Annotated in this window: 18 protein-coding genes; 5 read left to right on the top strand and 13 right to left on the bottom strand. The window is 69.0% G+C overall.

All coding sequences use genetic code 11. The annotated features are described in order from the left end of the window. The 3 genes from VBO01S_RS15915 to VBO01S_RS15905 form a co-directional block, all read left to right on the top strand. The coding region (locus tag VBO01S_RS15915) for a molybdopterin-containing oxidoreductase family protein (protein ID WP_157627375.1) at positions 1 to 1,051 on the top strand (1,051 nt) is incomplete at its 5' end. Continuing rightward, positions 1,051 to 2,190, top strand: a complete 1,140-nt coding sequence (locus VBO01S_RS15910; RefSeq protein ID WP_062476139.1) for an aminopeptidase — start codon at positions 1,051 to 1,053, stop codon at positions 2,188 to 2,190. The genes VBO01S_RS15915 and VBO01S_RS15910, both read left to right, overlap by 1 nt. Continuing rightward, complete coding sequence (locus VBO01S_RS15905) at positions 2,183 to 2,497, top strand: polyhydroxyalkanoic acid system family protein (protein WP_062476134.1); 315 nt, start codon at positions 2,183 to 2,185, stop codon at positions 2,495 to 2,497. Before VBO01S_RS15910 ends, VBO01S_RS15905 begins: the two co-directional genes overlap by 8 nt. A 15-nt stretch (positions 2,498 to 2,512) precedes the next feature. Here the strand turns inward: VBO01S_RS15905 and VBO01S_RS15900 are convergent, their stop codons facing one another. The 7 genes from VBO01S_RS15900 to VBO01S_RS15870 all read right to left on the bottom strand — a co-directional run bounded on the left by VBO01S_RS15900 (position 2,513) and on the right by VBO01S_RS15870 (position 10,734). Beyond that, positions 2,513 to 3,250, bottom strand: a complete 738-nt coding sequence (locus VBO01S_RS15900; RefSeq protein ID WP_062476130.1) for an SDR family oxidoreductase — start codon at positions 3,248 to 3,250, stop codon at positions 2,513 to 2,515. A 290-nt stretch (positions 3,251 to 3,540) separates the two neighbouring features. After that, positions 3,541 to 5,067 carry an FGGY-family carbohydrate kinase gene (locus VBO01S_RS15895; RefSeq protein WP_062476127.1) on the bottom strand — a complete coding sequence of 509 codons (1,527 nt, stop codon included), beginning with the start codon at positions 5,065 to 5,067 and terminating at the stop codon, positions 3,541 to 3,543. Continuing rightward, on the bottom strand, positions 5,064 to 6,209 hold the full coding sequence (locus VBO01S_RS15890; protein ID WP_062476124.1) for an alcohol dehydrogenase catalytic domain-containing protein: 1,146 nt from the start codon (positions 6,207 to 6,209) through the stop codon (positions 5,064 to 5,066). The genes VBO01S_RS15895 and VBO01S_RS15890 overlap by 4 nt, the downstream gene beginning before the upstream one ends. 47 nt (positions 6,210 to 6,256) lie before the next feature. Continuing rightward, entirely contained in the window at positions 6,257 to 7,237 is a 981-nt protein-coding gene (locus VBO01S_RS15885; protein ID WP_062476121.1) for an ABC transporter permease, read from the bottom strand. Further along, positions 7,234 to 8,751 (bottom strand): sugar ABC transporter ATP-binding protein, encoded by a 1,518-nt coding sequence (locus VBO01S_RS15880; RefSeq protein WP_062476118.1) that lies wholly within the window; start codon positions 8,749 to 8,751, stop codon positions 7,234 to 7,236. The genes VBO01S_RS15885 and VBO01S_RS15880 overlap by 4 nt, the downstream gene beginning before the upstream one ends. Before the next feature lie 49 nt (positions 8,752 to 8,800). Beyond that, the gene (locus tag VBO01S_RS15875; RefSeq protein ID WP_062476114.1) at positions 8,801 to 9,721 is read right to left on the bottom strand and encodes an ABC transporter substrate-binding protein; all 921 of its coding nucleotides are present in this window, start codon (positions 9,719 to 9,721) and stop codon (positions 8,801 to 8,803) included. Positions 9,722 to 9,840: 119 nt separating this feature from the next. Next, entirely contained in the window at positions 9,841 to 10,734 is an 894-nt protein-coding gene (locus VBO01S_RS15870; protein WP_062476111.1) for a helix-turn-helix domain-containing protein, read from the bottom strand. Between the two features lie 307 nt (positions 10,735 to 11,041). On the opposite strand from VBO01S_RS15870, the gene VBO01S_RS15865 reads away from it, so the two are divergent. After that, positions 11,042 to 12,280: a CaiB/BaiF CoA transferase family protein gene (locus VBO01S_RS15865; protein WP_062476107.1), complete on the top strand. Its 1,239-nt coding sequence runs from the start codon at positions 11,042 to 11,044 to the stop codon at positions 12,278 to 12,280. A 4-nt stretch (positions 12,281 to 12,284) separates the two neighbouring features. Here VBO01S_RS15865 and VBO01S_RS15860 read toward each other — a convergent pair whose 3' ends face one another. From VBO01S_RS15860 to VBO01S_RS15835, 6 genes are all read right to left on the bottom strand, one after another. Continuing rightward, positions 12,285 to 12,542, bottom strand: coding sequence for an acyl-CoA-binding protein (locus VBO01S_RS15860; RefSeq protein ID WP_062476104.1), 258 nt, complete (start codon positions 12,540 to 12,542; stop codon positions 12,285 to 12,287). An 81-nt stretch (positions 12,543 to 12,623) separates the two neighbouring features. Beyond that, complete coding sequence (locus VBO01S_RS15855) at positions 12,624 to 13,472, bottom strand: tetratricopeptide repeat protein (protein ID WP_172438466.1); 849 nt, start codon at positions 13,470 to 13,472, stop codon at positions 12,624 to 12,626. Positions 13,473 to 13,479: 7 nt separating this feature from the next. Continuing rightward, a complete protein-coding gene (locus tag VBO01S_RS15850; RefSeq protein ID WP_062476101.1) occupies positions 13,480 to 14,190 on the bottom strand; it encodes a TetR/AcrR family transcriptional regulator in 711 nt (236 codons plus the stop codon). A gap of 126 nt (positions 14,191 to 14,316) precedes the next feature. Continuing rightward, complete coding sequence (locus VBO01S_RS15845) at positions 14,317 to 14,805, bottom strand: phasin family protein (protein ID WP_062476098.1); 489 nt, start codon at positions 14,803 to 14,805, stop codon at positions 14,317 to 14,319. 88 nt (positions 14,806 to 14,893) lie between these two features. Further along, the gene (locus VBO01S_RS15840; RefSeq protein WP_062476095.1) at positions 14,894 to 15,343 is read right to left on the bottom strand and encodes an acyl-CoA thioesterase; all 450 of its coding nucleotides are present in this window, start codon (positions 15,341 to 15,343) and stop codon (positions 14,894 to 14,896) included. 74 nt (positions 15,344 to 15,417) lie between these two features. Continuing rightward, on the bottom strand, positions 15,418 to 16,314 hold the full coding sequence (locus VBO01S_RS15835) for a LysR family transcriptional regulator (protein WP_062476092.1): 897 nt from the start codon (positions 16,312 to 16,314) through the stop codon (positions 15,418 to 15,420). A gap of 131 nt (positions 16,315 to 16,445) precedes the next feature. Between VBO01S_RS15835 and gtdA the strand changes: the two genes are divergently transcribed. Next, the gene (gene gtdA, locus VBO01S_RS15830; RefSeq protein WP_062476145.1) at positions 16,446 to 17,528 is read left to right on the top strand and encodes a gentisate 1,2-dioxygenase; all 1,083 of its coding nucleotides are present in this window, start codon (positions 16,446 to 16,448) and stop codon (positions 17,526 to 17,528) included. Positions 17,529 to 17,579 lie beyond the last annotated feature (51 nt).

Below are 17,579 nucleotides of genomic sequence, written 5' to 3'. Positions count from 1 at the left end.
GGGCGGCCTGCTGCTCAGCAGCTCGGGCCACTACCCGGTCGACCGCGCCGCGCTGCAGCGCCCCGACCTGCTGGCCGGGCGCAAGCCGCGCACCATCAACATGAGCACCATCGGCGATGCGCTGCTCGACACCGCCAAGCCGGTGAAGGCCGTCGTGGTCTACAACAGCAACCCGGTGGCGGTGGCGCCCGAGTCGGCCAAGGTGGTGGCGGGCTTCGCGCGCGAAGACCTCTTCACCGTGGTGCTGGAGCAGTTCCGCACCGACACCGCCGACTACGCCGACTACCTGCTGCCCGCCACCACGCAGCTCGAGCACTGGGACATCCACTGCAGCTACGGCCACACCGACGTGCTGCTGAACCGCCCGGCCGTGGCGCCGCGCGGCGAGGCCCGCAGCAACGCCTGGGTGTTCCGCGAACTGGCGCGCCGCCTGGGTTTCGACGAGCCCTGCTTCTCGGAGAGCGACGAGTCGTTGTGCCGCACCGCCTTCGCCGAGAAGGCGATCGACTTCGAGCAGCTGCGCGCGCAAGGCTTCACCAGCCTGAAGCTGGCCGAGGCGCCGTTCGCCGAAGGCAGGTTCCCCACGCCCTCGGGCCGCTGCGAATTCTTCAGCGAGCGCCTGCAGGCCATGGGCATGGACGGCCTGCCCGACCACGTGCCCAACTGGGAGCCGGCCGGCAGCTCGACCGAGTTCCCGCTGGCCATGATCTCGCCGCCGGCGCGCAACTTCCTCAATTCGACCTTCGTCAACGTGACCAGCCTGCGCGCCATCGAGGTCGAGCCGCTGCTCGAGATCCACGCTGACGACGCCGCCGCGCGCGGCATCGAGGACGGCGCCACGGTGCGCGTGTTCAACCAGCGCGGCGAGCACCGCTGCCGCGCCGAGGTGTCGCGCCGCGCGCGCCAGGGCGTGGTGCACGGCATGGGCATCTGGTGGCGCAAGCTCGGCATGGACGGCACCAACGTCAACGAGCTGACCAGCCAGCGCCTGACCGACATCGGCCGCGGCCCGACCTTCTACGACTGCCTGGTGCAGGTCGAAAAGGCGTGATGCGACGGCTGCGCGCGCCCGCGCTGGCGTTGGCCGGCGCGCTTTTCTTGAGTGGCTGCGCCGACCTCGGCTACTACTGGCAATCGGCCAACGGCCACCTCGACATCCTGCGCGCGGCCAAGCCCGTGCCCGAATGGCTGGCCGACCCGGCCGTGGGGGCGCCGCTCAAGGCCAAGCTTGAGCTTGCCCAGCGCATCCGCCGTTTCGCATCGAGCGAACTCGGCCTGCCCGACAACGCGAGCTACACCTCGTATGCCGATCTGCACCGCCCCGCGGCCGTGTGGAACGTGGTGGCCGCGCCGCCGTACTCGCTCACGCTCAAGAGCTGGTGCTTCCCGGTCGCGGGCTGCGTGGGCTACCGCGGCTACTACGACGAGGCCGCCGCGAAAACCGAGGCCGAGGCGCAGAAGACGAATGGCCTCGAAGTGGCCGTGTACCCCGTGCCGGCCTACTCCACGCTGGGCTGGATGAACTGGGCCGGCGGCGATCCGCTGCTGTCCACCTTCATCGGCTACCCCGAGGGCGAGCTGGCGCGCCTCGTGTTCCACGAGCTGGCGCACCAGGTGCTCTATGTGCCGGGCGACACCGTGTTCAACGAGTCGTACGCCACGGCCGTCGAGCGCATCGGTGGCGCGATGTGGCTGCAGCGCGAAGCCGGCGAGGCGGCGCGCGCCGAGTACGCGCAGTTCAATGCACAGCGGCAGGACTTCCGTGCGCTGGCGCTCAACACGCGCCGCACGCTCACGCAGGTGTACGAGTCGCCCGAAGCCAAGGCGAAAGACTGGACGAAGGTCGAGGCGCAGAAGCAGGCCGCCATGGCCGACTTCCGCGAGCGCTATGCCGCGCTGAAGGCGGCATGGACCGGCCCGCGCCAGAACGCCTACGACGGCTGGGTGGCGCGCGCCAACAACGCGGCCTTCGGTGCGCAGGGCGCGTATGACGACCTGGTGCCGGGCTTCGAGGCCCTGTTCGAACGCGAGGGCCGCGACTGGCCGCGCTTTTACACTGCGGTGCGGCGCATCGCCGCGCTGGCCACGACGGAAGAGCGCCGCAGCGCCCTGCAGGCCGCCACGGGTATCCTGCACACCCACGCGCGCCAAGGCCGCACACACGACAACAACGGAGACGACGGTGCCTGACATCCAAATCGAACGCAACCACACGCTGGGCATTGCCGGCGCCCGCGAAGTCGCGCGCCAATGGGTGCATCAGGTCGAGCAGGACTACGGTCTGGAATGCACCTACACCGAGGGCACCGACTGCGACCGGGCCCAGTTCAGCCGTGCGGGCATCGACGGCACGGTGGAGGTCACGGCCGACACCTTCCGGCTCGAGGCGACGCTGGGTTTCCTGTTCAGCAGCTTCAGCGACCAGATCGAGCAGAAGATCTCGCGCAACCTCGATGCGCTGCTCGACGCGCCGCAGGGCGGCACCCGCTTCGCCTGAGGCGGAGGTTTTTCTTCAGGCGATGGTGTAGCCGCCATCGACCGGCAGTGCCACGCCGCTGACCATCGCCGCGCCGTCGGACAGCAGGAACAGGATCGGCGCGACCACTTCGTCGACCTGCGCGAAACGTCCCAACGGAATGTTCTTGAGCGCTGCCGCGCTCTTGGCCGGATCGGACCATGCCTGCTCGGCCATGGGCGTGAGCGTGACGGTCGGGTTCACGCTGTTCACGCGGATGCCGTGCGGCCCGAATTCGAGGCACAGCGCACGCGTGACGGCGTCCATCGCCGCCTTCGAGGCGCTGTAGCAAAGGTGGGCGTCGAGCGCGACCAGCGAGGCTTGGCTCGACACGTTGACGATGCTGCCGTGCACGCCGGCCGCGATCATGGCCCGGCCGCAGCGCGCGGCCACGAGCGCTGCGGCGCGTGCGTTGACGGCCATCACGGCGTCGAAGCTCCCGGCCTGCAGGTCGATGGCGCGCTCGATGCGTGTGGTGCCGGCGCAGTTCACGACGAGGTCGAAGGCGGGCAAGGGGGCGAGCGCTTTTTCCAGTGCGGTGACGTCGGCCACGTCGAGTGCCAAGGGCGAGCAGCCGGACTCGGCCTGTAATGCTTCCAGCGCGTCGGCGTTGCGACCTACGGCGGTGACTTGTGCGCCTGAGTGGGCGAGCTGCGCTGCTACTGCGCGGCCGATGCCGCTGCTGGCGCCTGTCACGAGGGCGCGCTTGCCTGAGAAGTCGTAGGTGAGTGTCATGGTGTTCTGCTCATCAAAGGTGGTGGTTCAGGGCGTGTGCACAGGCCACCGGGTACTTCCCTCCGCGAATGTCCCCCGGCCTGCGGCCTCCTCCTTGATTTCGCTGCGGGAAGCACCCAGTGTCCTGTGCACGGGACGTGCTGCTGGTGCTCGCCGATCAACAACCGCTGCTGACAACGATCACGCTGATGGGGTGCCTTGCGCAGCGAAATCAAGGAGGAGGGCGAAGCCCGGGGGACATTCGCGGAGCAAGGTGCCTCGTCGGCGGGATCGTGCCCCGGACAGATGCGTCATCCCAACCGATGCATCGCATCGCGCAGAGCCGGGTACAGCGAGGTGTAGATCTCGAAGCGCTCCCGGTAGACCGCCTGCGCCGCAGGCTCGGGCCGCGCGCGTTCCTCCAGCGTGACCCAGCCGCGTTCGGCGGTAGCTGCATCGACCAGCCCGGCACCGAGCGCCGCGAGCATCGCCGCGCCGAGGGCGGCCTCGACCTCTTCCTCGATCGTGAACACGCGGTAGCCCGTGACGTCCGCCACGATCTGCATCCACAGGTCGGAATGCGCGGCGCCGCCGACCACGATCAGGCGGTCGTCCAGCGGTTGGCCGCTGCGTCGGCCGGCCTCGATGTTGTGCTGCAGCGCGAAGCTCACGCCTTCGAGCACGGCGCGGTACAGGTGGGCGCGGCTGTGCGCGAGCGAGAGGCCGAGGAAGGCGCCCTTGGCCTGCGCGTCCCAGATCGGGCTGCGCTCGCCCATCAGGTAGGGCAGGAAGACGAGGCCGTCGGCGCCGGGCGGCACGTCGACCGCGCGGCGTTCGATCAGGGCGTGCGCGTCTTCGCCGGTGCGCGCGGCCTCGGCCACCTCGGCCTGGCAGAAGGCCTCGCGAAACCAGGTGACGGCCGCGCCGGCCGTGATCGCGCCGCCGAACACGTAGCTGCGGTCCGCGCCGCGGTAGACGTGCGGCATGGTGATGAGCTGATGGCGCGCATCGACGGTCGGGCTCACGAAGCCCCAGCACATGCTGGTGCCGATCATCGCGACGTGGTCGCCGCTGCCGGTGACGCCCGCGCAGAAGGTGGCCACCGCCGCATCGACGCCACCGGCCATCAGCGGCATGCCTTCGCGCAGGCCCAGCTGCGTGGCCCACTCGGCGCTCAGGTGGCCGACCACCTCGCTCGATTCGACGAGCCGCGGCGGCATCATGCGCGCCGGAATGCCGAGCATGTCGAGCGCCTGTACCGACCAGCGCCGCCGCGCCGCGTCGTACACGCCGCCGATGTTGCCGGCCGAGCTGTGATCGACCGCGAGCTGGCCCGTCAGCCGCCAGTTGATGTAGCTGTTGGGCGGCAGGAAGTGGTGCGTCTTCGTCCACACCTCGGGCCGGTGCTCGCGCAGCCACAGCATCTTGGTGAAGCCGTAGTAGCTGTCGACGCCGTTGCCTGTGATGGCCTGCAGCCGAGCCACGTCGATCGTCGCGTTCACCGCGTCGACCTCGGCGGTGGCGCGGCGGTCCATCCAGATGAGGCAGGGGTGCAGCGGGCGCATGGCCTCGTCGACCGGGATGCCCGCGCCGCCGTAGAGGCTGCTCACGCACATCGCGGCGATGTCGGTGGCTGCGACGCCGCCTTGCGCCACGCAGGCGCGCACGCTCTCGCACACGGCCTCGAACCAGACCTCGCAGTCCTGCTGCGCCCACAGCGGCTTCGGCGTCTCGGGCTGGTAGGCCACGCTGGCCTGCGCGTGCACCTTGCCGTCGATGCCGACCAGCAGGCACTTGGTGCTCTGCGTGCCGATGTCGACGCCGATCACGTACTTCATGAGGTGGCGCCCGGCGTGCGGGGCTCGGGCTTGAGCAGCACCTTGATCGAATCGAGCGAGTTGGCCAGCGCGAAGGCGCGCTCCCATTCGGTCAGCGGAAAGTCGTGCGTGACGATGCCCTTCGATGTGACGAGCCCGCGCGCCAGCAGGTCGATGGCGACCGGGTAGCAGTAGGGCCCCAGGTGCGCGCCGCGCACGTCGAGTTCCTTGCGGTCGCCGATGATCGACCAGTCCGCGCTCGTCTCCGAGCCGAACACGCTGAACTCGACGAAGCGGCCGAGCTTGCGGATCATGTCCAGGCCCTGCGTCACGCCGATGGGCGCGCCGGTGGTCTCGATGTACACGTCGCAGCCGTAGCCTTCGGTGAGGCCCTTGACGATGGCGTCGGCGTTCTCGGTCTTCGGGTTGATGACGACGTCGGCGCCGTACTGCTTCGCGAGTGCGAGGCGTTCGGGCACGAGGTCGATCACGATCAGCTTCTTGGGTGTCTTGAGCGCCGCCACCTGCGTCATCATCAGGCCGAGCGGGCCGGCGCCGGCGATCACCACCACGTCGTCGAGCTGGAGCTCGCCGCGGTTCACGGTGTGGATCGCACAGGCCAGCGGCTCGATGATGGCCGCGTCTTCCAGCGAGATGCCGTCGGGGATCTTGTGCACGCGCGAGGTCGGCGGCAGGCGCATGTAGTCGGCCATGCCGCCATCGGCCACGACGCGCTGGAAGCCGAAGATGTGGTGCACCTCGCACATCCAGTACTTGCCCGAGGTGCAGAAGCGGCACTTGCCGCAGGGCACGATCTGCTCGGCGATCACGCGGTCGCCTTTCTCCACGCCGAAGTGCTCCGCCGCGCCTTCGCCCAGCGCCTCGACGTAGCCGAAGAACTCGTGGCCGGGAATGACCGGCGCCTTGACCCACGAGGGCTGGCCGTCGCCGCCCCAGAACATCTTCGCGCCCGAGTGGCACTTGCAGTCGGAGGCGCAGATGCCGCAGGCCGCGATGGAAATGAGCAGTTCGTTCGGGCCGATGACGGGCATCGCGACGGTCTCGAGCCGGTAGTCCTTCGGGCCGTGGCACACGACGGCCTGCATGGCGGCGAGTTCGCCGATGGCGCCCGTGGCGCCGGGTTGGAGCTTTTGATACGACATGGATTCCTTGAGATCAGGAGGGGTGCGAAGAAGCGGAGGAGAAGAGGTCAGCGGCGGGCTTCGCGGCTGATGAAGATCGCAAGGAGCACGATGCCGCCCTTGATGATCAGTTGCAGGTACGGCGACACGCCGATCATGTTGAGACCGTTGTTGAGCACCGCCAGCAGCAGCGCGCCGACCAGCGTGCCCACGATCGCGCCGCGGCCGCCCGCGATGGACGTGCCGCCCATCACCACCGCCGCGATGGCGTCGAGCTCGAAGCCCACGCCCACGCCGGGCTGGCCGCTGGTGACGCGCGCGGCCTGCACGATGCCGGCGACAGCGGCCGTGAGGCCGCTGAGCACATACACCAGCAGCTTGTAGCGCGACACGCGCACGCCCGACAGCCGCGTGGCTTCCTCGTTTCCGCCGATGGCGTACACGTAGCGGCCGAAGGGTGCCATGTTGAGCAGCACGTAGGCCACGAGGTAGGTGGCCAGCATGATGAGGATCGGCACCTTCAGGCCCGCGAGCGTGCCGCTGCCGAGGAAGGCGAACGACTCGGGCAGCCCGTCGATTGGGTAGCCGCCGGTGTAGATCAGGGCGATGCCGCGCGCGATGCCCATGGTGGCCAGCGTCACGATGATCGGCGGCATGCGCAGATAGGCCACGCAGTAGCCGTTGAACAGGCCGATCACCGCGCCCACGCCGAGCCCGAGCGGCACGGCGAGCACGGGCGGCAGGCCGAAGTGCACCATCAGCCCCGAGGCCAGCGTGCCCGACAGCGCCACCACCGCGCCCACCGACAGGTCGATGCCGCCCGTGAGGATCGCGGCCGTCATGCCCACCGCGATGATCGCGTTGATGGACGACTGCAGCGCGATGTTCTGCAGGTTGCTCGCCGAGAGGAAGTTGTCGGTCGCCACGATCATGAAGACCGAGATCGCGACCAGGCCGACCAGCGGCAGGAAGGCCGTCGAGCGACGCAGCTGCGTGAAGAACCCGCCCGCGGGTGCCGGCGGCGTGGGATGGGTGGCGGTGGCGGTCATGGGGGGCTCCCGGAGGAAGAGGGAAGGGAGGGAGAAGACGATGTCGCGTGGCGCATGATTTCGCCCGCGTTGATCGCGTCGCCCGTGAGCGTGGCCACGATGGCGCCGCCCGAGAACACGGCGACGCGGTCGCACAGGCCGACGATCTCGGGCAGCTCGCTCGAGATCATCAGGATCGATTTGCCCTGGCGCGTGAGTTCGCGCATCAGCTGGTAGATATCGGCCTTGGCGCCTACGTCGATGCCGCGCGTGGGCTCGTCGAAGATCAGCACGTCGCAATCGTGGCCGAGCCAGCGCGCGATCACCACCTTCTGCTGGTTGCCGCCCGACAGCGTGGCCACGCGGGTGTCGATGCCCGGCGCCTTCACGCCCACGCGGCGCGAGAGTTCATCGGCAGAGCGTTTCTCCGATGCCGTGTCGACCACGCCCGCGCGGCGGTGCCGCCCGAGGTTGTTCAGCGAGATGTTGAAGCGGATCGTGAAGTCGGTGATCAGCCCTTCGACCTTGCGACTTTCGGGCAGCAGGCCGATGCCGTGCGCGAGCGCCTGCGTCGGGTCGTCCAGGCGCGCGGGCTGGCCGTTGCGCAGCACCGTCTTGCGGTGCGCGCGGTCGGCGCCCATCATGCCCAGCGCGAGTTCGGTGCGCCCCGAGCCCACCAGCCCCGCGAAGCCGAGGATCTCGCCCGCGTGCAGGTCGAAGCGGTTGACCGGGCCGTCCTTCACGAGCTGGATCTCGGGCACCTCGAGCACCTTGCGGCCGTTCGGCGCGGGCTGCGGCTTGGGCGGAAAGCTCTGTTCGATGCGCCGGCCCACCATCATCTCGACCAGTGCGTCCACGGTCGTGGCGGCCACCTCGGCGTGCCCGGCGTTGGCACCGTCGCGCAGCACGCTGATGCGGTCGCACACCTCGAAGATTTCATCGAGGTGGTGCGAGATGAAGATCATCGCCACGCCCTTGGCGCGCAGCGCGCGCATCACCTTGAACAGGTGCTCGGCCTCGTTGGGCGTGAGCGTGGCGGTGGGTTCGTCGAGCACCAGCAGCCGCGCTTTCAGCGACAGCGCCTTGCCGATCTCGACGAACTGCTGCTGGGCCACCGAGAGCTGGCAGATCGGCACGCCGAGGTCGATCTGCACGCCCAGCTCGTCGAACACCGCGCGGGCTTCGCGCTGCATCGCCGCCTGGTCCATGAGGCCGAAGCGGTTCGTGAGGTAGCGGCCCAGGAAGATGTTCTCCACCGCGTTCAGGTACGGCACCAGGCTGAACTCCTGGAAGATGATGCCGATGCCCGCCGCGATGGCGTCGCCGTAGCCGGCGAAGTGGCACTCGGTGCCGTCGATGACGATGCGGCCCTCGTCGGCCCGGTGGATGCCGCCGAGGATCTTCATCAGCGTCGACTTGCCCGCGCCGTTCTCGCCGAGCAGCGCGTGCACCTCGCCCTGGCGCACCGAGAGGTCGATGTTCGACAGGGCCTTCACGCCCGGGAAGCGCTTGGACACGCCTTCCAGCCGCAGCATCTCCCGGGGTGGTTCGTACGTGACGGTCACGGGCGGCGCGTCCGGCAACTTACCAGCTGAAGGTCTTGGCGCCTTCGGCGTCGATGAGCTTCACGTCGACCGGCACGGCCGCGGGCACGTTGGCGCCCCACTTCTTGGCCAGGGCGATGCCGATGGCCAGGCGGATCTGGTCGCGCGGGTACTGCGCGGTGGTGGCGATGAATTTCGAGCCCGCCTTCTGCATCGCCTTGATGGCTTCGGGTGCGCCATCGACGCTGGTGAGCTTCACGTCCTTGCCGCTGGCCTCGATGGCCGCGAGCGCGCCCATCGAGCCGCCGTCGTTCACGCTGAACACGCCCTTGAGGTTCTTGTTGGCCTGCAGGATGTTCTCGGTCACGGTGAGCGCGGTGGCGCGTTCCTGCTTGCCGTTCTGCGTGCTCACGACCTTGATGCCGGGGTACTTGGCCAGCGCCTCGCGGCAGCCCTTCACGCGCTCCAGGATCGGCACGACCGGGATGCCGTCGAGGATGGCCACGTCGCCCTTCTCGCCGATGTTCTTCGCCAGGTACTCGCAGGCCAGGCGGCCGGCGTCGAGGTTCTTGGAGCCCACGAACGAATCGACCGGGCCCTGCGCGTTGGCGTCGACCGCCACCACGATCACGCCGGCCTTCTTGGCCGAGCGCACCGCCGACTGCACGCCGGCCGAGTCGGTCGGGTTCAGCAGCAGGATGTCGATCTTCTTCTGGATCATGTCTTCCACGTCGCCGATCTGCTTGGCCACGTCGTGGCGCGCATCGGTGGTGACCACGGTGGCGCCGATGCTGGCGGCGGCTTCTTCCAGTGCCTGCTTCATCGTCACGAAGTAGGGGTTGTTCAGTTCCTGGAAGGTCATGCCGATGCGCAGCGGCTGCTTGGGCGCCTGGGCCAGTGCGGCGGTGGTGCCGCAGGCCAGGGCGGCGACGAGGGCGGTGGCTTTGAGAAGGCTCTTCATTGGGTTGTCTCCTTGAGGTTGGTTGTGTGACGGTCTGCAAAAAACGCGGGCAAAGGGCCGCCCCGCGCGGCGCGCAAGGCGCCGCGCCAGGAACGACGCGGGGAACACGGGGCGGCGCGCTACGGCGGGCTGTTGGCGGCGCGCGATGCAGCGAGCTGCATGCGATGGAAATGGCGGAACTTGGTCGGCGGCATGCGCTTGTGCAGCAGGAACTGCCGGTTGAAGTTCGACACGTTGTTGAAGCCCACGTCCATGCAGACGTCGAGCACGGGCTTGTCGCTGTTGGCGAGCAGTTCGCAGGCGCGGCCGATGCGCAGCCGGTTCACGTAGCGCACGAACGACTGCCCCGTGTGCTTGCGGAACGAGCGCGAGAACGCGCTCGGGCTCTGGCCCACCAGCTCGGCCAGCATCGGCTCGCGCAGCTCGTCGCCCAGGTTGGCGGCAATGTGCGCCAGCACGTTGTTGATCGCGTGCGACATGAAGGCCTTGGGGTCGGGCGTGAACGCGGGGCTGGCCAGCCGCTGGCGGTCGTCGCTGGCCACCAGCAGCTCGAACAGCGACAGCAGCAGCACCACGCGGCGCAGCCCGCGCGCCTCGAGCAGCGCTTCCATGATCGGCTTGGCCGCGGCGGCGGTGGCGGCCGAGAAGAGCAGGCCGGAGGCCGACTCGGCCAGCAGCGGCTCGATGCGGCGGAACTCGGGGAAGGTGGCCGCCATGTTGCGCACCAGCGCGGCCGGAAACTGGATCACGATGCCGCGGCGCTCGACGCTCTGGCCGGCGGGCACGTCGCTGATCCAGTTGTGCGGCAGGTCGGGGCCCATGAACACGAGGTTGCCCGGCTCGAAGTGGCCGACGTGGTCGCCCACGAAGTACACGCCCTGGGTCTCGACGATCAGCTGGATCTCGTACTCGGGGTGGAAGTGCCAGCGCACCGTGCGATACGGATAGCCGTGCGCCCAGGCGGTGAACGATTCGTCACCTTGGACTTCGACGATTTCCAGATCGGGTTGCATGGCTGGCAGTCTTTCCTCTGTGGTGGTGGCCCCGGGGTGGGGTGAGGCGGACTGTACGAATCGCTCCGGATGCCAACAACCAGCGTTGGGGTGCGCAACTGATACTTTTTTGAGTCGCGGTCCTGCCTGGTAGTGAAGGGCGCGACGACGCGCTGCGCTGCAGCAAACCCCTTTCTCCTCGGGGCGTGGCGCATGCCGGAGCGCAATTGCTGCGGTGCAAAAGAGCCGCTTCGCGCCGTGTCAAGATTTCATAGGTGTTTTCCCGGCCCGACCCGGTGTCCGGGGCGGCACGGCACACTCCCAAACCATGACGCAAAGCTCTCTTTCCCTTCCGGCCGCGGGTCCGCTGGCCGGCCTCAAGGTCGTCGAACTCGGGCAACTCATCGCCGGCCCGTTCGCGGCGCGCACGCTGGCCGACTTCGGCGCCGACGTGGTCAAGATCGAGCCGCCCGGCGCGGGCGATCCGCTGCGCACCTGGCGGCTGCTGAAGGACGGCACTTCCGTCTGGTGGCAGGTGCAGTCGCGCAACAAGCGCTCGCTGGCGCTGGACCTGCGCCAGCCCGAGGCGCAGGCCATCGTGCGCCAGCTCGCGGCCGAGGCCGACGTGCTGGTCGAGAACTTCCGCCCCGGCGCGATGGAAGGCTGGGGCCTGGGGCCCGACGAGTTGCTGGCCGCCAACCCCGCGCTCGTGATGCTGCGCATCAGCGGCTACGGCCAGACCGGCCCCTACCGCGACCGCCCCGGCTTCGGCGTGGTGGCCGAGGCCATGGGCGGGCTGCGCCACCTCACGGGCGAGCCGGGCCGCGTGCCGGTGCGCGTGGGCGTGTCGATCGGCGACACGCTGGCCTCACTGCATGGCGTGATCGGCGTGCTGATGGCCATGCAGCATCGCCACGCCACCGTGAGCGCCGAATTTCCCAAAGGCCGGGGCCAGGTGGTCGACGTCGCGCTGTACGAGGCGGTCTTCAACTGCATGGAAAGCCTGCTGCCCGAGTACGCCGAATTCGGCGCGGTGCGCGAGGCCGCCGGCAGCGCGCTGCCGGGCATTGCGCCCACCAACGCCTACCGCTGCGCGGACGGCGGCTACGCCATCGTCGCGGGCAACGGCGACAGCATCTTCAAGCGGCTCATGGCCTGCATCGGCCGGCCGGACCTCGCAGCCGACCCGGCGCTGGCCGGCAACACGGGGCGCGTGGCGCAGGTCGGGATGCTCGATGCCGCCATCGGCGACTGGGCCGCGCAGCGCACGGTGACCGAGGTGCTGGCCGCGCTCGATGCGGCGCACGTGCCGGCCGGGCGCATCTACACCATCGCCGACATCGCGGCCGACCCGCACTACGCCGCGCGCGGCATGCTGCAGGAGGTGAAGATGCCCGACGGCAGCGCGCTCGCGGTGCCCGGCTTCGTGCCCAAGCTGTCGCTCACGCCGGCCGGCCACCGGCGCAATGCGCCGGCGCTGGGGGCGGATACGCAGGCGGTGCTGGAGGAGATCGGGCTGAGTGCCGAGCAGATCACCGCGCTGCAGGAACGCGGGATCGTCGGCTGATCGGTCAGCCTCGGAGGGACTCGATCAGGTCGATGTACTTCTGCTTGGCTTCGTCGGCCGTGGCGCCCTTCTGGGCGGTCCACGCGTCCCACTTGGCGCGCGCGACGATGTCGCTGAAGCTGGGCTTCTTGGCGGTGTTGTCGCCTTCGGTCGCCTGCTTGAACAGGGCGTAGATCTTCAGCAGCGTCGGGTTGTCGGGGCGCTCGGCCAGCAGCTTGGAGTTGGCCTGGGCGGCTTCGAATTGGGCGTTGAGGTCGGACATGGCGGTCGGGAAGAAGGTCAGAAACCGCGCATCTTAAATGGATTGGTACCAAGTGGTACCAATCGTGAGCTTGCAGGCCCTTCAGTCCGTCAGCCCCGCCCGCGCCAGCTCCACATCCAACCGCTCCCGCGCATCCGCCGGCGTCAGCGCCGCCGCCTTCTCGTACAAGCCGTTCGCCTCGCCGAGGCGCGACTCGCCGTGCAGCATCAGCAGCGCACGCGCGTACTCCATCATCCCGGCCGCCGACTGCGGGTGCAGCGCCAGCCCGCGCTCGAACAGTTCGATCGAGGTTTCGGCGCGCACGCCGTAAGTCATGCGCCCGACCAGCGCGCCGACCTTGTCGATCACCTCGGCGTGGAAGGCGGCCAGCGCGAGGTGCGCGTCGCCGTGCTCGGGCTGCAGCTCGATCACGTGCTCCAGCGCGCCCTTGAGCTTGGTGCCCAGGCCCTGCGCCAGGGCGCGCGCCACGCTGATGCCCTGGCTGTAACGGCCCAGCGCGTAGGCCTGCCAGTACAGCGCCTGGCAGTTGTCGGGTTCGGCCGCGACCTGCGCGCCGGCGCGTTCGATCACCTGGCGGAACATGGCGAGCCGCACGGCCTCGCGCGGCTCCAGGTAGTTGGCGTAGATGGCGGTCGCCTGGTTGGCGAGCGCCAGGCCGTCGGGGCCGTGGCGCAAGCCGAGGGCGGCGGCGCGTTCGAACTCGCCGCTGTGGTACAGCGCCCAGCCTTCGGCCAGCGGCGCGTCAGGCGCGGGCGGCGGCAGCGCGTGGCCGGCGTGCAGGCGCTGCCAGTGGGCGAGCAGGCTGCGCGCGTCGTAGCGGGGCACGTCGGGGTAGGGAAGGGGCGTCCAGGGTTCGGTGCCGGCGGTGGCCGTGGCCGCGGCAGGGCCGGCGGACAGCAGCGAGAGCGGTTTGAAATCGGAGTGGGGCATGGATGTTCTAGGCCGCCATATCGACAGTCGGTGGCACGGGGCTGGGGTTGCTGTTGGCGGCGCTTTCGCCGTTGTAGGCATTGCTCAGCGCCAGCAGGTGGCGGCGCTGGTCGCGTGCGAGGTAGGGCGCGAGCAGGTGCAGCGTGTGGTGGCCGCCGCGCATCAGCGCGCCCTGCGCGTGCGCGGGCTCCAGCGCCTGGCGCGGGTTGCGCACGTACTCGTAGCTGAGCCAGTAGGTCAGCACGACGACCATGCTCTGGGCCAGCGTGTCGACCTCGTGCGCGTCGATGTCCAGGTGGCCGGCGCGGCTCAGGCCGGCGATCAGCTGGCGGATGGCGCGCGCCTTGTTCTTGAGCACGAGCTGGAACTGGGTCTCCAGGTGCCGGTTCTTGCTCAGCAGGTCGTTGAGGTCGCGGTACAGGAAGCGGTAGCGCCAGATCAGCTCGAAGAGGCTGTGCATGAAGAACCAGGCGTCCTCCACGTCGTGCACGCCTTCGCTGGCGTGCAGCAGCTCGTTGAGCTCTGCTTCGTAGCCTTCGTAGAGCTTGTTGATCAGCTCTTCCTTGGCGGGGTAGTGGTAGTAGAGATTGCCGGGGCTGATGTTCAGCTCGCCGGCCACCAGCGTGGTCGACACGTTCGGTTCCCCGAAGCGGTTGAACAAATCCAATGCGGCTTCGAGGATGCGTTGCGCAGTGCGGCGTGGCGCCTTCTTTGCCATGTCGGTGCCCCCGTGGTTTCTCTTGGTCTTGGGGGCACTCTAGCGCATGTGCGCTGCACCATGAACGGTGCGGGACATGTTTTGCGGCGCTGAATTTTTGTGCAGTGCCGCAATTACAGAACGATGTCAGCCGGCCTTGGTGCGGCGCAGGGTCTTCTTGGCGGCGGGGGCCGGCGCGGCCTTGCGCGCGGCGGACTTGCGGGGCGCCGTGGCGGCGGTCTTGGCGTCGCGCTGCTTGAGCTGGGCTTCGAGCGCCTCGACGCGCGCCTGCAGCGCGGCCACGTCGGCGGCCGAGGGCACGCCGAGTTTTTCGAGCGCGCGCGCCACGCGGTCTTCGAAGATGTTCTCGAGCTTGCCCCACTGGCCGGCGGCCTTGGTGCCGAACTCGCTGGCGAAGCCGGCCATGCGCTGCTGGGCCTGGGCCAGGGTTTCCTCGGCGGCCTGCTGGGTCTTCTTCTGCATGCCGGCGCCGTCCTTGACCAGCGCCTCGAAGGCCTTGCTGCCTTCCTGCTGCATCTTGGCGAAGGCGCCGAGGCCGGCCAGCCAGATCTGCTGGGCCGAGTCCTTGATGCGGTCGGTCTTGTCGTTGCTGTCGTCGTCTCGGGAGGTGGCCATGCGGTGTGTTCCTTGGGATGCAATCACACGACTCTAGCCGCCCGGGCGCGCCGTGGTTAGGGCGCGCCGCCTATCCCCGCGCCCCGGATCAGGGCGTGCCGCCGGCGGCGCGGCTGGCGTCCAGGTGCGCCTTGGCGCGCTCGGCCAGTGCCATTTCGCCGGGCGTGCCGGGCACGAAGGCTTCCACCGGCAGCGGCCGGCCGTGTGAGTCGACGGAGACGAACACGATCAGGCATTCGGTGGTCTTTTCCATCACGCCGCCCTTCATGTCGCCGCTGCGCACCTCGACCGAGATGTTCATGCTGGTCTTGCCGGTGTAGGCCAGGCGGGCCTCGACCTCGACCAGGTCGCCGATCATGATCGGCCGGTGAAAACGGATGCTGCCGATGAAGGCGGTGACGCAGTAGCGCTTGGCCCAGCTGGTGGCGCAGGCGTAGCCGGCCTCGTCGATCCACTTCATGACCGTGCCGCCGTGGACCTTGCCGCCGAAGTTGACGGTGCTGGGTTCGGCCAGGAATCGGAGGGTGATGGAAGACATGGGGCGCCTTTTTTCTGTGGGCTGTGGGTGGGGAGCCGCGATTATGCGAGCGCCCGGGCGCCCTTTGGTGCCGTTCAGCTGCCGCTGAACAGCTGGGCCAGCGTGCGGCGCAGCCAGGCGTTGCCCGGGTCGGCATGAAAGCGCTCGTGCCAGTGCTGCTTGACGGCGTAGGCCGGCAGCGTGAAGGGCGGCGCCAGCACCTTCACCGGCTCCTGCGTGGCCAGCACGTTGCCCAGGATGCGCGGCACCACCACGATCAGCTCGGTGTGGGCCACGATGCGCGCCACGCTCAGGAAGCTCGACAGCCGCACCACCACGTTGCGCTTGAGGCCCAGGCGCGCGATGGTGGTGTCGACGATGGCGTGCCCCGTGCCCGAGCTGGACACCACCGCGTGCGCCTCTTCCTCGAAGCGCTTGCGCGTGAGCTTGGCGCCGATGCGCGGGTGGTTCTGCGCCGCCAGGCAGACGAAGTTCTGCATGAACAGCACCTGCTGGTAGAAGCCCGCGTCCAGCTGCGGCATGAAGCCCACGGCCAGGTCGACGTCGCCGTCCTGGAGGCGGCGGCCGCTGTGGGTGGAGATGATCTCGGTCTCGATGTGCACGCCCGGCGCCGCGTGCCGCAGGTGGTCGAGCAGGCCGGGCAGCAGCACCACCTCGCTGATGTCGGTCATGCAGATGCGAAAGCGCCGCTGCGCGCGCGCCGGCTCGAAGCTGCTGCGGTTGCCCTGCGCCTGCGCCAGTTGCGCCAGCGCCTCGCGCAGGTTCGGGTAGATGCGCTCGGCGTGCGGCGTGGGCTGCATGCCCTGCGCGGTGCGGGTGAACAGGCGGTCGTCGAAGTGCGCGCGCAGCTTGTTCAGCGCCGTGCTGGCCGCCGCCTGCGCCATGCCCAGGCGCTCGGCCGCCTTGGTGACGTTGCCGGTCTTGTAGACCTCGTCGAACACGGCGAGCCATTCGAGATCGAGCTTGGACATGGGGTGAGGCGGGGTGGAGCCCTGAAGGCGAAAGGCACCATTATCGAAATTTCGAATTCCGTGTATTGGCATGCGGTCTTGAGGAAATAGTGGTGCGGGTCAACAATGCCGCCAACGGAGACACCGACCCCATGAACCCCGCTTCTTCCCATGCCGCCAGCGCACCGGCCAACGCCGCCGAGCGCCGCGACTACTACGCCCGCATCCGCCCGCTGAATCTCTCGCCGCTGTGGGAATCGCTGCACGTGCTGGTGCCGCGCGAGCCCAAGAGCCCGTGCGTGCCCGCGCTGTGGCGCTACGACGAGATTCGCCCGCTGCTCATGGAATCGGCCGACCTCATCACCGCCGAAGAGGCCGTGCGCCGCGTGCTGGTGCTCGAGAACCCGGCGCTGCCCGGCAACGCGTCGATCACGCAGTCGATCTACGCCGGCCTGCAGCTCATCATGCCGGGCGAGGTGGCGCCATCGCACCGCCACGTGCAGTCGGCGCTGCGCTTCATCGTCGACGGCAAGGGCGCCTACACCACCGTGGGCGGCGAGCGCACGACGATGCACCCCGGCGACTTCATCATCACGCCCTCGTGGGCCTGGCACGACCACGGCAACGAAGGCATCGAAGGCGTGACCGAGCCGGTGGTGTGGCTCGACGGCCTTGACATTCCCATGCTGCGCTTCTTCGACGCCGGCTTCGCCGAGAACGACGACGCCAAGGTGCAGCACGTGGCGCGCCCCGAAGGCCACAGCCTGGCGCGCTTCGGCCACAACATGGTGCCGGTGCGGCACGACCACACCTCGGCCACCTCGCCGATCTTCAACTACCCCTACCTGCGCAGCCGCGAGGCACTGGCGCAATTGCAGAAGCAGGAGGCGCCCGATGCCTGGCTCGGCCACAAGCTGCGCTACATCAACCCGCTGACCGGCGGCTCGCCGATGCCGACCATCTCGACCCAGCTGCAACTGCTGCCCAAGGGCTTCGCGGGCCAGGCGCACCGCGCCACCGACGGCACCGTCTACAGCGTGGTCGAAGGCCACGGCACGGCCGAGATTGCCGGCCAGCGCTTCGACTTCGGCCCGCGCGACACCTTCGTCGTGCCCTCGTGGGCGCCGCTGCTTCTCGAGTCGCCGAACGAAGACACCGTGCTCTTCAGCTTTTCCGACCGCCCCGTGCAGCAGGCCATGGGCATCCTGCGCGAAGCCTTCCTCGAAGACGCCTGAAAGCGCGGCGACCTTCTTTCCTTCTTTTTTCTTGTTTGTCTGATGTGCCGT

Origin of the sequence: Variovorax boronicumulans NBRC 103145, from assembly GCF_001591345.1 — a bacterium.
In the GTDB taxonomy this organism is placed as follows: Bacteria; Pseudomonadota; Gammaproteobacteria; order Burkholderiales; family Burkholderiaceae_C; genus Variovorax; species Variovorax boronicumulans.
The sequence above is the reverse complement of the archived record's forward strand: the minus strand, read 5'-3'. Positions and strand labels throughout refer to the sequence as shown.

What these genes read in the sequence shown, in the direction of transcription:
- VBO01S_RS15860 (WP_062476104.1), bottom strand. Translation starts at nt 12,542, where the DNA reads ATGTCCGACCTCAACGCCCAATTCGAAGCCGCCCAGGCCAACTCCAAG.
- VBO01S_RS15895 (WP_062476127.1), bottom strand. Translation starts at nt 5,067, where the DNA reads ATGAAGTACGTGATCGGCGTCGACATCGGCACGCAGAGCACCAAGTGC.
- VBO01S_RS15865 (WP_062476107.1), top strand. Translation starts at nt 11,042, where the DNA reads ATGACGCAAAGCTCTCTTTCCCTTCCGGCCGCGGGTCCGCTGGCCGGC.
- VBO01S_RS15855 (WP_172438466.1), bottom strand. Translation starts at nt 13,472, where the DNA reads ATGCCCCACTCCGATTTCAAACCGCTCTCGCTGCTGTCCGCCGGCCCT.
- gtdA (WP_062476145.1), top strand. Translation starts at nt 16,446, where the DNA reads ATGAACCCCGCTTCTTCCCATGCCGCCAGCGCACCGGCCAACGCCGCC.
- VBO01S_RS15900 (WP_062476130.1), bottom strand. Translation starts at nt 3,250, where the DNA reads ATGACACTCACCTACGACTTCTCAGGCAAGCGCGCCCTCGTGACAGGC.
- VBO01S_RS15910 (WP_062476139.1), top strand. Translation starts at nt 1,051, where the DNA reads ATGCGACGGCTGCGCGCGCCCGCGCTGGCGTTGGCCGGCGCGCTTTTC.
- VBO01S_RS15870 (WP_062476111.1), bottom strand. Translation starts at nt 10,734, where the DNA reads ATGCAACCCGATCTGGAAATCGTCGAAGTCCAAGGTGACGAATCGTTC.
- VBO01S_RS15845 (WP_062476098.1), bottom strand. Translation starts at nt 14,805, where the DNA reads ATGGCCACCTCCCGAGACGACGACAGCAACGACAAGACCGACCGCATC.
- VBO01S_RS15880 (WP_062476118.1), bottom strand. Translation starts at nt 8,751, where the DNA reads ATGCTGCGGCTGGAAGGCGTGTCCAAGCGCTTCCCGGGCGTGAAGGCC.
- VBO01S_RS15835 (WP_062476092.1), bottom strand. Translation starts at nt 16,314, where the DNA reads ATGTCCAAGCTCGATCTCGAATGGCTCGCCGTGTTCGACGAGGTCTAC.
- VBO01S_RS15890 (WP_062476124.1), bottom strand. Translation starts at nt 6,209, where the DNA reads ATGTCGTATCAAAAGCTCCAACCCGGCGCCACGGGCGCCATCGGCGAA.
- VBO01S_RS15840 (WP_062476095.1), bottom strand. Translation starts at nt 15,343, where the DNA reads ATGTCTTCCATCACCCTCCGATTCCTGGCCGAACCCAGCACCGTCAAC.
- VBO01S_RS15875 (WP_062476114.1), bottom strand. Translation starts at nt 9,721, where the DNA reads ATGAAGAGCCTTCTCAAAGCCACCGCCCTCGTCGCCGCCCTGGCCTGC.
- VBO01S_RS15850 (WP_062476101.1), bottom strand. Translation starts at nt 14,190, where the DNA reads ATGGCAAAGAAGGCGCCACGCCGCACTGCGCAACGCATCCTCGAAGCC.
- VBO01S_RS15885 (WP_062476121.1), bottom strand. Translation starts at nt 7,237, where the DNA reads ATGACCGCCACCGCCACCCATCCCACGCCGCCGGCACCCGCGGGCGGG.